A 12084-nucleotide genomic window follows, 5' to 3' on the forward strand; every position below is an offset into this window, starting at 1 on the left:
CCTAGCGCACGGCCCCCGCACCGATGTTCTTGTCCAGGAACTGTTCGACGCGCTTCCAGAAGTCATAGCGCGTCTCCGGCTGGCTCCAGCCGTGGCCCTCGTCCTGGTACACCACCCATTCCACCTGCTTGTTGTGGTTCTTGACCGCATCGCGGAACTTGTTGCCGTGGTAGAGCGGTACGTGCTGGTCGACCGCCCCATAGGCCATCAAGAGCGGCTGGGTAATGCGCGCCGCCTGTTCGACCGGGGAGGTGGCCTTGAACTGGGCCGCATCCTTGGCCGGGTCGCCGATCAGCACCGGCATGCCATGCTTTTTCCAGTCCTCGCTCAGGTCGGACTCGAAGCTCCAGTGCCCGTTGAACAGCAGGTCGATATCGGTGACGCCGACCCAGTTGATGCCGCACTTGTAGAGATCGGGGTCCTTCACGAGGCCCATCAGCGCCGCATAGCCGCCGTAGCTGGCGCCGGCGATGCAGACGCGCTTCGGGTCGGCGATGCCCTGCGCGATCGCCCAGCGCGTGGCATCGGCGATATCGTCCTGCATCGCCAGGCCCCACTGCTTCCAGCCTGCCTTGAAATGGGCGTCGCCGTAGCCGGTGCTGCCGCGGAAGTCCGGCTCCAGCACCGCATAGCCGCGCGATGCCAGGAACTGCGTGTCCGGCGACCAGCCCCAGTGGTTGCCGCGCACATAAGGCCCGCCGTGCACCAGCACCACCAGCGGCAGGTTCTTGCCGGCGTTGGCCGGCACCGTCAGCAGCGCGGGAATCTCGCGGCCATCGCGCGCCTTGTAGCGCACCGGGTCCTGGCGGCCCATACGGCGCGGGTCGATGCCTTCGCGGCTCTTGCCGACCGCATTGAGTGCGCCGGTCTTCGGGTTGTACAGGTTGTAGAAGATCGGCTTCACGTCCGAATACGAGGCGACCAGCATCCACGGGGCATCCGGCTGCGAGGCAGGCGAAACCAGGTTGACGGTCCCCGGCAGCAGCTTGTCCACGGCCTGCTGGACCGCCTGCATGTCCTTGTCGAACCAGATGTGGGCGGCGGCATCGGTTTCGACCGATACGCCCAGCAGCTTGCCGCGCTGGCTGATCAGCCCACCGCTGAAGTCGTAGCCGGGCGTGACGACCACCGGCTCGGGACGGATCTTGCCGGTGGCCAGGTCGAGCGTGTGCAGCGCGTCGGTGTCGCCGCCGTTACCGGTGCTCACGTACAGCGTGCCGTCACTGCCGAAGCCGACCGGCGAGAATGCCCCCGGGCTGCCGGTATAGGTGGCGAATTGCGCGAGCGTGCGCCATTTGCCGCCTTCCCCCTCGCGCAAATACATGGTCGTCGTGCCGCCCTCGGAATTGGTGGCCAGGCGCGGCTCGCCCGCGTTATCGAGCATCCAGCTGTCGATGGGTCCGGGGCGCTGCACGGTCACGAAGCGGCCGGTCAGGGTATCGAGGTGAAGCAAATTGGTAGTGCGCACCTTGCCGTTGCCGTCGAATTCTGCGCTGGTGACGTAGACTTTGTCGGAATCCTGGGCGCCGCGCTGGCCGAGCATGAAGGTATGCCAGGGCAGGATGCGGCGGTCGATGTTGGAGCCGCCTTCGACCAGGAACTCGTTGCCGCGCCGGTTCGCCAGCTGGCGCAGGCCCTCGCCGTCGCGGTTCACCGCATACAGCCCGCTGTCCAGGTAGCGGCCTCCGGGACCGACCTTCTTGTCGGTGACATTGAAGAGCAGGCGCTTGTCGTTCACCCACTGGAACTGGAGGATGTCGACGTCCTTGTAGCCGGCCACGAGCTTCCCCTTGTTTTCCACCAGGTCGATCACCACCAGCATGTCGCGGCGGCCGGGGGCGCCCGACAGGGCAGCCAGGTAGCGGCCGCTCGGCGAGAGCAGGGCGCGCTCAAGCAGCGGGTTGGAAAAGAAGGCTTCGATTGGCGTTGGCGCCGGCGCCATCTGGGCGTGGGAAGGCGCCGCGAAGGCGGTGCTCAGCGCACATGCGAACAGCACACGGGCGCACAGGACAGGAAGTTGGGACATGGTTTTTTTTGTATGTGGAGCGAAGGGTTTATTGTTTTACCGCGCCTGGGCCGATGTTCTTGTCCAGGAACCGCTCGACGCGGCCCCAGAAGTCGACGTTGTTCTTGATCAGCCTGAAGCCGTGGCCTTCTTCCGGGTACTCGACCCATTCGACGTCCTTGTTGGTCTTCATCACCGCGTCACGGAATTTGGTGCCATGGTTGATCGGCACGCGCCGGTCCACGCCGCCGTAGGCCAGCAGCACCGGCTGCGTGATGCGGCTGGCCTGCTCGATCGGCGAGGTGGCCTTGAGCTGGGCTGCGTCCTTGAGCCGGTCCCCGATCATTTCCGGCATGCCGTAGGATTTCCATTCGTCCGGGAGGTCGCTGGTAAAGCTCCAGCCGCTGTCGTACATCAGGTTGATGTCGGTGACGCCGACCCAGTTGATGCCACATTTGTACAGGCCGGGGTCGTTCACGAGTCCCATCAGCGTCGCGTAGCCGCCATAGCTGGCGCCGGCGATGCAGACACGCTTGGCGTCGACGATGCCCTTGCCGGTCGCCCAGTGCACGCCATCGGCGATGTCGTTTTGCATCGCCAGGCCCCACTGCTTGAAACCGGCCTTGAAGTGATTGATGCCGAAGCCAGTGCTGCCGCGGAATTCCGGCTCGAGCACGGCATAGCCGCGCGAGGCCAGGAACTGGGCCTGGGCGTCCCAGCTCCACGAACTGCCGCGCAGGTAGGGACCGCCGTGCACCAGCACCACCATCGGCAGGCCGGTCTTCTTGCCGCCTGGCGGCAGCGTCAGCAGCGCCGGGATCTCCAGGCCGTCACGCGCCTTGTAGCGCACGAATTGCTGGCGTCCCATCTGGGCCGGATTGATGGCCGGACGCGTGTCGGCGATCTTGTTCAACATTCCCGTCTGGGTGTTGTAGAGCGAATAGCTGCCAGGATGGATGTCCGAATAGGCATGCACCAGCACCCAGGGCGTCGCGGCCTGGGCCGGCACCGAGATCAGGTTGACGGTGGCCGGCAGCAGTTTGTCGACCGCCTGCTGGATCGCCTTCATGCCCGGGTCGAACCATTCGTTGGATAGCGCATCGGTGCGGAACCGGGTGCCGAGCACCTTGTCGCGGTTGCTCACCAGCGTGCCGTCGAAGTCGTAGCCGGTGGTAACCAGTACCGGTTCCGGATTGACCTTGCCAGTGGCGATGTCGAACAGGTGCAGCGAGGTCGTGTCGCGGCCGCCACTGCGGGCCAGCACGAACAGCTTGCCGTCCGGCGTGAAGCCGACCGGCTGCAAGGCCTTGCTGCCGTCGCCATAGGCCGGGTAGCTGGCCAGCACGCGCCACTCTCCGTTCGACGGCTCGCGGTAGTGGAGGGTGACCGTGTCGCGCTCCGACGACCAGGCCAGGCGCGGCTCGCCCTTGTGGTCGAGCGTCCAGCCGCGCACATTGTGGACCGGGCGCGGCACCGTCTGCGTGGCGCCGGTCAGCGTGTTCAGGCGCAGCAGGTCGACACTGCGGACCTCTTGCGCGGTATCGAAGTTGATACTGGAGACGTAGACGTATTCCGAATCCTGCGCGCCCTCCTGGTCGAGCATGAAGGTATGCCACGGCAGGACCTTGCGCACGGTGCGCCTGCCGATCGACGAATTGGTGCCGGTGCGGTCGGCCAGTTCGACGAATTTCTCGCCGTCGCGGTTGACGGCGTACAAGCCGGGCGCATGACGCACGTTGCCCTGGCCGACGCCTTTTTCTCGCGTATCGAAGATCAAGCGTTCGTTGCTGATCCACTGGAAGTCGCCGATGTCGGCATTATTGTACGAGGCCACCACCTTGGCGGTGTTGGCCTGCAGGTCCACTACAACCAGCGCATCGCGCCTGCCGGGCGCACCGGAACGCGTGGCCAGGAAGCGCGCATCCGGCGACAGCTTGGCGCCACTGATCGGGGCGGCGGAGAAGAAGCTGGCGATGGACGGCAGCGCGGCTGCAGCCGGGGCCTGCGTTTGTGCATGCGCACCCGGCAGGGTGCAGGCAAGTGCGGCCGCGAAGGCTGCGCCACGCAGTGCGCGGGGAAGGAAAGACGTCATGTTGGCTCGTGAAAAAGGAATAGGCGCCCAGGGAGGCATCCAACAATAACAGTCTTGCAGGGCCAGCAAAACCCTTTGGCCCACATCCATGCCGCGTGCATATGCGCTGTCGCGCGGGCGCACATCAGGTCTTGTGTGGCGGGTCCTGCTCGGGCGCGCGGATGTAGTCGACCATGCCAAGGCTGGTGCGGACAGGGGGCGCCGTCAGGAGGCTACCCACCACCGTGGCCAGCAGCCCGCCCGGCACGCCGAACACGCCGGCCGCCAGCGGTTGGATTCCGAGCCAGGCGTCGTCCACGCTGCCGCCCAGGGTCGGGCTGGCGCGCAGCATGTACCAGAGGCAGATGGCGAAACCCGTGACCATGCCGGCGATCGCACCGGTGTGGTTGGCGCGCTTCCAGAACACCCCCAGCACCAGCACCGGGAACAGCGTGGAACCGGCGAGCGAGAAGGCGGCACCGACCAGCGACAGGATGTCGGCCGGCCGCTGCGAGGCCGCATAGGCGGCGATGAAGGCGACCGCCAGCAGCAGCAGCTTGGAGATCGTCACCCGCTTCTGGGTCGAGGCGCCCGGGTCCACCATCTTGTACCAGACGTCGTGCGACAGCGCGTTGGAAATCGCCAGCAGCAGGCCGTCGGCCGTGGACAATGCCGCCGCCAAGCCGCCGGCGGCCACCAGTCCCGAGATCACGTAAGGCAGGCCGCCTATCTCGGGCGTGGCCAGCACCAGCACGTCGGCGTCGATCGCGAATTCGGCCAGCTGCACGATGCCGTCGCCATTGATGTCCGCCACGCTGATCAAGGGACTGAGCTTGTCGACGTTGGCCCAGTACGAGATCCACGTGGGCAACGCGGAAAAATCGCTGCCCACCAGCGAGGTGTACAGGTCATATTTCACGAGAACCGCCAGCGCGGGGATGGTCAGGTAGATCAGGAGGATGAAGAACAGGGTCCAGAACACCGACACGCGGGTCTCGTGCACCGAGGGCGTGGTGTAGGAGCGCATTAAAATGTGGGGCAGGGCGGCGGTGCCGAACATCAGGCAGAACACCACCGCCAGGAAGTTATTGCGGCGCTTGTCCGATTCTGCTTCGGTGGCGCCGGGAAAGGGCGTGGCATGCGGCGCGGGCGGCCGCGCACGGGCCAGGTTGGCGTCGCGCAGCTCGGTCCACAGCGTGCGCGCCTCGTCCGGCGAACCCGGATAGGTCGCCAGGGCGCGCTCGGCCTGGCGCACCTCGCCCAGCGAGGCATTGCTGGCGCGGACCGTGCTCAGTGCGCGTTGCACCTCGATTTTGCCGGCGCCCCACGAGGCCGGCAGCGCGCGCAGGCGCGCGTCGAATTCGCCGGCGCGGCGCCGGAATTCGGCCCGCACCTCGAGTTCGCGCGGGTCCCTGGCCAGCTGCTGCTCGCGCGCGGCCAGCTTGGGCAGGAGCGAACCGTAGGCCACCTGCGGCACCGGGTTGTCGGCGTGCTTGGCCGATAGCCAGATGGTGGGGATCAGGAAGGCGACCAGCAGGATGATGTACTGCGCCACCTGGGTCCAGGTAATCCCGCGCATACCGCCCAGGAAGGAGCACACCAGGATGCTGGCCAGGCCCAGGAAGATCCCGACCGAGAAATCGACCCCGGTGAAGCGCGAGGCGATCAGGCCGACCGCATAGATCTGCGCCACCACATAGGTGAACGAGACCATGATGGTGGCGCCGACGGCAAGCGCCCGTACCGGCCCGCCACGCCCGCCTGCGCCGCCGCCGTAGCGCGCCGCCAAAAAATCGGGAATGGTGTACTGCGCGAATTTGCGCAGGTAGGGTGCGATGAGCAGGGCCACCAGCACGTAGCCGCCGGTCCAGCCCATGATATAGGCCAGGCTGTCGAAACCGTGCAGGTACAGGCCCCCGGCCAGGCTGATGAAGCTGGCCGCCGAGATCCAGTCGGCCGCCGTGGCCATGCCGTTGAACAGGGCCGGCACCCGGCGCCCGGCCACATAGTATTCGGTGACGTTCGAGGTGCGCGCCACCACGCCGATGGTGGCGTACAGCGCGATGGTGGCGAACATGAAGATATAGCCGATCCACAGGCGCGGCATGCCTTCCTGTTCGAGCAGGGCGAGCGACACCAGGAACAGCGCGAAGCAGCCGGTGTACCAGAGGTAGTAGCGCGACAGCTTGCGGAAATAGGGCGGCTTGGTGGCGCTCATGCGCCAGCTTCCTGCACGCCATACATCTGGTCGAGGCGGCGCATCCGCCAGGCGTACCAGCCGATGATCGCCAGCGACACCAGCGAGGCCCCCTGGGCCGCCATGTAGAACGACAGCGGCCAGCCGAACAGGGTGAACCGGGCCAGCTCGCGTGCGAAGTACACGGTGCCGAAACCGGTGGCGAGCCACAGCACCATCAGCACGGCGGTCAGGCGCCGCGTGCGGTCCCAGTGCGCGGCGCGCGCGGCCAGCAGGCGCTGCAGGCGCGCCGCGTCGTCGGGTGGCGCGGCGGGGGTGTCAGTCGGCATGGTCGGCATCCTGGGCATCGTCGGCGTGGTGCAGCGGTGGCGGGAAGGTCAGGCGGAACAGGCTGCCCGGGTGCTTCCTGGAGTCGCTGCGCGGATTGTTGAAGATATCGATCTCGGCGCCGTGCTGCTGCGCGATCTCGCGCACGATCGCCAGTCCCAGCCCGCTGCCCGGGACGTTGCTGCCCAGGATGCGGTAGAAGCGCTCGAACACATGGGCGCGCTCGGCGGGCGGGATGCCGGGGCCGGTGTCCTCGACTTCGAGCAAGACGTGTTCGCCGTCGCGCCGCACGCGCACCGTCACGCTGCCGCCCTGCGGCGTGTAGCGCAGCGCATTGTCGATCAGGTTCGACAGCAGTTCGCGCAGCATCAATGCATTGCCGGCGATGACGGGGGGCTCATCCGGCAGGTACCCGGGCGGCTGGTCCGGCAGCTCCAGGCCGAAATCGATCCGGTGCGCGAACGAGGCCTGGACCCAGTCCTGCACGGTGGCGCGCGCCAGCTGCGCGAGGTCGATCGCCTCGAAGGCCAGGCCCGCATGCGGCTGGTTCTCGGCGCGCGCCAGCGCCAGCAGCTGGTTGACCAGGCGCGTGGCCGACTCCGAGCTCTTGGCCAGCTGCTCCAGCGAGCGGTGGATCTCTTCCGGGTCGACCTGGCGCAGCGCGAGTTCGGACTGCATGCGCATGCCCGCCAGCGGAGTCTTCATCTGGTGCGCGGCGTCGGCGATGAAGCGCTTCTGCATCTCGACGGTCTGGGCCAGGCGTTCGAGCATGTCGTTGAAGGACCCAACCAGCGGCGAGATCTCTTCCGGCACCTGGCGCGGGTCGATCGGCGACAGGTCGTCGGGCGGGCGCGCGCGGATGCGTTCCTGCAGTTCGGCCAGCGGCGTGAGACCGCGCGACAGGGCAAACCACACCAGCGCCAGGATCACCGGCAGGATGATGAACTGCGGCAGGATCACGCCCTTGATGATCTCGTTGGCCAGGTGGGCGCGCTTGTCGAGGGTTTCCGCCACCTGCACCAGGGCCAGGTCCGGAGTGCCTGGGCCTTCGTGCAGCGGTTCGAGGTTCACATACGAATAAGCCACCCGCACCGGGGTGCCGTGGATGCTGTCGTTGCGGAAGCTGACGGCGCCGCTGCGGGCGCTGTCCAGGGCGGCGCCCGGCGTATTGGGAAGCGGGCGCGGCAGGTCGCGGTCGCCGTCGAGGTGCAGGCCGCCAGGCCCGCTGATCTGGAAGTAGACGCTGTCGACGTCGTCGGCGCGCAGCACGTCGCGCGCGCTGCCGGGCAGCTGCACGGTCGGCCGGCCGGCGACGGTGCGGATCTGCTGCGACAGCACGGTGACCCGGTCTTCCAGCGCGTCGTCGAAGGGCTGGTTGGCGATCGACTTGGCCACCAGGTAGGTGATCGCGATGCTCATTGGCCACAGCAGCAGGAGCGGGGCCAGCATCCAGTCGAGGATCTCGCCGAACAGCGAGTGCCGGATGTTCTCGTCCGGTTCCGGATTCGGCGGAACGTAAGGCGGCTCGGCCGCCCAGGGGACGGGCGCGGCCTCGAACCCGGCGCGGCGCTCGCTCACTTGTCGGCAGGTTTGCTGTCGGCGATGGCCGGGCGCGCGGCGTCGGAAAACTTCTCGAGGCAGTAGCCGAGGCCGCGCACGGTGGCGATGCGCACGCCGCCCACCTCGATCTTCTTGCGCAGGCGGTGCACGTAGACCTCGATGGCGTTGTTCGACACTTCCTCGCCCCATTCGCACAGGTGGTCGACCAGCTGCTCCTTGGACACCAGGCGCCCGGTGCGCGCCAGCAGCACCTCCAGCAGGCCGAGCTCGCGCGCGGACAGGTCCAGCATCTGCTCGTTGATATAGGCGCTACGGCCGACCTGGTCGTACACCAGCGGGCCATGGCGCACCACCGCTGGGCCGCCGCCGGCGCCGCGGCGGGTCAGGGCGCGCACCCGCGCCTCGAGTTCGGACAGCGCGAACGGCTTGGCCATGTAGTCGTCGGCGCCGAGGTCGAGCCCTTCGACGCGCTGCTCGACCGAATCGGCGGCGGTCAGGATCAGTACCGGCAGCAGCGACGAACGAGCCCGCAGGCGGCGCAGCACTTCGAGCCCCGACAGCTTGGGCAGGCCGAGGTCGAGGATGAGGAGGTCGAATTCCTGGGTGGACAGGGCCGTGTCGGCGTCCTGGCCGTTCTTGACGCAATCGATCGCATAGCCGGACTGGCGCAGCGATCGGGTGAGGCCGTCGGCAAGTACGCTATCATCTTCGGCGAGCAGAATTCGCATGGGAAGCACCTGTGCACATGAGGCTGTTGTCGGGCCTATATTGTGTTTGATTTAACGCAACAATGCGAGACTACCACACCCGCATTTATCGCTTGCTCAAACTACTGGATTTATATACAGTGCTGGCTTGATTTCGTATTTCAGAACAACTGAGTTTTTATACAGTAGTTACCTTGTTTTCCGCGGTAGTGCCCCTACCTTGCCTACTCCACAGCTGAAAGTACACCATGGACGATAAAAAAACCGCAGTAAATGCCGCTGAAAAGGGCAAGGCGCTGGCCGCCGCCCTGGCGCAAATTGAAAAGCAGTTCGGCAAGGGTTCGGTCATGCGTATGGATGCCAATACGCCGGTCGAAGAGGTGCAGACTGTTTCCACCGGTTCGCTGGGCCTGGACATCGCGCTGGGCGTCGGTGGCCTACCGCGCGGTCGTATTGTCGAGATCTACGGTCCGGAATCGTCGGGTAAAACCACGCTGACCTTGCAGACCATCGCACAAATGCAAAAGCTGGGCGGCACTTGCGCCTTCATCGACGCCGAGCACGCGCTCGACGTGGGCTATGCGCAAAAGCTGGGCATTAACCTGTCCGAGCTGCTGATCTCGCAGCCGGACACCGGCGAGCAGGCCCTCGAAATCACCGACGCACTGGTGCGTTCGGGTTCGGTCGACCTCGTGGTCATCGACTCGGTGGCGGCACTGACCCCGCGCGCCGAGATCGAAGGCGACATGGGCGACTCGCTCCCGGGCCTGCAGGCACGACTGATGTCGCAGGCGCTGCGCAAGCTGACCGGCTCGATCAACCGTACGAATACCCTGGTGATCTTCATTAACCAGATCCGTATGAAGATCGGTGTCATGTTCGGCAGCCCGGAAACCACCACCGGCGGTAACGCGCTGAAGTTCTACGCCTCCGTGCGCCTGGACATCCGCCGTACCGGTTCGATCAAGTCGGGTGACGAGGTGATCGGTAACGAAACCAAGGTCAAGGTCGTCAAGAACAAGATCGCGCCGCCGTTCAAAGAAGCGCACTTCGACATTCTTTATGGAGAAGGCACGTCGCGCGAAGGCGAAATCCTGGACCTCGGCGCCGACAACAAGATCGTCGAGAAGTCGGGCTCGTGGTACAGCTATAACGGCGAACGCATCGGACAGGGCAAGGACAACGCCCGCCAGTTCCTGCGCGATCGTCCTGCGCTGGCCCGCGAGATCGAGAACAAGGTCCGTACGGCCTTGGGCGTGCGTGAATTGCCGCCGGTCACTGCGGCTGTCGCTGCCGCTGAAGAAGCCGGCAAGGTGAAGCTGCAGGCGGTCGGCGAGTAATCGCCGGCGGTCTTCGCTAGGTCACCATGCCAGCACCCCAGCTCAGCCTCAAAGGGCGCGCGCTTCGCTATCTGTCGATGCGCGAGCACAGCCGGCTCGAGCTGGGACGAAAACTGGCCCGTTATGCCGAGGAGGGCGATGACGTGGAAGCCCTCCTGGATTTCCTTGAAAAGAACAACTGGCTGTCGCAGGAACGTTTTGCCGAGTCGCTCATCAACCGGCGCGCAGCACGTTTCGGCAACAGCCGGGTGATGGCCGAGCTCAAAAGCCACGGCGTCAATGGCGACGCGCTGGCTGAACTCAAGGCCGGCCTGACCGACACCGAAACGGCGCGCGCTACCGAAGTCTGGCAGCGCAAGTTCGGCACCGTCGCGCTTGACGCGGCCGAGCGTGCCAAGCAGATGCGCTTCCTGCTGCAGCGCGGCTTTTCTCAGCGTGCAGCGCGCATTGCAATGCAGGGTGGCCCGGAAGACGACGAGTTCTGAGGGATGGCAGTGTCGCTTGTATCGGCGCGGTCGTAAAGCCTCAGCTTCTGGGTCGTACCAGCCATGGCTCATGAGTATTTTCTAATAAGTATTTCAAGCGTGCCTCCCCAGCGCGCTGTTCCGGCGCCAGCGCGGAGCGTCATCCCCGATATGCCCCGGCATATTCCTCAACGGGCGATGGCGCTGCGCGCTAGCGCCGGTTTGCATTTCCGGCAATCCTCCGCAGTTGCCGCCGTTGCGCAGTCGCACATCGTAGGGTGGGCAAGTCCCTTGCCCACGCGTCCAACCAGTGCTGGCGTATAGGTCACGCTACTTTCTGCCAAACATCCCGATGCTGCTTCGACCCAATGGAATGGCATCTGCGATACGTGAACACGGTTTGACCGCGTGGGCAGGAGAACCTGCCCACCCTACGAAAGCAAACCGACGCATGTCTAGGCACATAGGTAACACCTGTCTAGGGACATAGGTAACACCTGTCTAGGGACATAGGTAACAACTGTTCAACTACCCTCTCACGCCCACTCGCCTCCCAACGCCCCTGCAACATTGACCACACTGCAATAAACCTCACCACATCTGTCCCTAACCCCTAAAAACGGCTCTGTTGCAGTGCAACCTACAACGCCCTGTGATAAACTTTTGTGGTTTAAGCAGCGCCGCATGAGCGGTTGTTGTCGTAGAAGCTACGGCAACGTGCATAACGCACACTGGCTGCACCACTAACGGCCGCGCAAGCGGCATTGGTTTTTATGCCCCTGTCTCTTCCCGTATCGCGCTCGCTCCGGCATACGCGCGCCATCACCGTCGAAGCCTATGCGCGCGATGATGGCCTGTGGGATCTGGACGCCAGTATCCGCGACGTCAAAACCCGTGACATCCCGCTCGCCTCCGGCACCCGTCCGGGCGGCCTGCCTGTGCACGACCTCAAACTGCGCGTCACCATCGACCGCAAGCTGACCATCGTGGATGCCGAAGCCGCGTCCGATGCCGTTCCGTATCCCGGTTTTTGTGAGACGATAGCTCCTGCCTACAAAAAGCTGGTCGGCCTGTCGCTGATGAACCATTTCCGGTTGCACCTGAAAGACCGCCTCTCCGGCGTGCTCGGTTGCACCCACCTGACCGAATTGGCCCAGGTGCTGCCTACCGCAGCGCTGCAGGCCTTTGCCGACGACGTGTTCGACACCCGCGGCGCCGACGCGAAAGTCGCCACCAACCCGGCCGAACGGCCCTTTGAGCTCGACCGTTGCCATGCCCTGCGCAGCGACGGACCCGCCGTGGCCACCTACTATCCCCGCTGGTCGATCAAGGCCGTGGCGGGTTAGCGCGAAGTTTTCTCATATTATTAGTAGTTCAACCGTATTTCTAAATCAGTAATAGACGAAGGGAAGC

The 12084-nt window shown here is 65.2% G+C and carries 9 protein-coding genes; 3 read left to right on the forward strand and 6 right to left on the reverse strand.

From position 1 onward, the window contains the following. Position 1: 1 nt before the first annotated feature. From HGB41_RS19560 to HGB41_RS19585, 6 genes are all read right to left on the reverse strand, one after another. Positions 2-2026, reverse strand: a complete 2025-nt coding sequence (locus tag HGB41_RS19560; protein ID WP_171087587.1) for a S9 family peptidase — start codon at positions 2024-2026, stop codon at positions 2-4. Positions 2027-2054: 28 nt separating this feature from the next. Further along, positions 2055-4097 (reverse strand): alpha/beta hydrolase family protein, encoded by a 2043-nt coding sequence (locus HGB41_RS19565; protein ID WP_171087589.1) that lies wholly within the window; start codon positions 4095-4097, stop codon positions 2055-2057. Between the two features lie 124 nt (positions 4098-4221). Further along, a complete protein-coding gene (locus tag HGB41_RS19570; protein WP_171087590.1) occupies positions 4222-6294 on the reverse strand; it encodes a sodium:solute symporter family protein in 2073 nt (690 codons plus the stop codon). Beyond that, complete coding sequence (locus tag HGB41_RS19575; protein WP_171087592.1) at positions 6291-6602, reverse strand: DUF4212 domain-containing protein; 312 nt, start codon at positions 6600-6602, stop codon at positions 6291-6293. Before HGB41_RS19575 ends, HGB41_RS19570 begins: the two co-directional genes overlap by 4 nt. Further along, positions 6592-8178 (reverse strand): sensor histidine kinase, encoded by a 1587-nt coding sequence (locus tag HGB41_RS19580; RefSeq protein ID WP_371868555.1) that lies wholly within the window; start codon positions 8176-8178, stop codon positions 6592-6594. Before HGB41_RS19580 ends, HGB41_RS19575 begins: the two co-directional genes overlap by 11 nt. Continuing rightward, positions 8175-8888 carry a response regulator transcription factor gene (locus HGB41_RS19585; RefSeq protein ID WP_171087593.1) on the reverse strand — a complete coding sequence of 238 codons (714 nt, stop codon included), beginning with the start codon at positions 8886-8888 and terminating at the stop codon, positions 8175-8177. Before HGB41_RS19585 ends, HGB41_RS19580 begins: the two co-directional genes overlap by 4 nt. A 227-nt stretch (positions 8889-9115) precedes the next feature. On the opposite strand from HGB41_RS19585, the gene recA reads away from it, so the two are divergent. The 3 genes from recA to HGB41_RS19600 all read left to right on the forward strand — a co-directional run bounded on the left by recA (position 9116) and on the right by HGB41_RS19600 (position 12017). Beyond that, positions 9116-10207, forward strand: a complete 1092-nt coding sequence (gene recA, locus HGB41_RS19590) for a recombinase RecA (protein WP_171087594.1) — start codon at positions 9116-9118, stop codon at positions 10205-10207. Between the two features lie 26 nt (positions 10208-10233). Next, positions 10234-10692, forward strand: a complete 459-nt coding sequence (gene recX, locus HGB41_RS19595; RefSeq protein ID WP_171087595.1) for a recombination regulator RecX — start codon at positions 10234-10236, stop codon at positions 10690-10692. A gap of 752 nt (positions 10693-11444) precedes the next feature. After that, positions 11445-12017 (forward strand): DUF2889 domain-containing protein, encoded by a 573-nt coding sequence (locus HGB41_RS19600; RefSeq protein ID WP_171087596.1) that lies wholly within the window; start codon positions 11445-11447, stop codon positions 12015-12017. The last annotated feature ends 67 nt before the right edge of the window (positions 12018-12084 follow it).

Source organism: Telluria aromaticivorans (assembly GCF_013003915.1).
Lineage (GTDB): Bacteria > Pseudomonadota > Gammaproteobacteria > Burkholderiales > Burkholderiaceae_D > Telluria > Telluria aromaticivorans.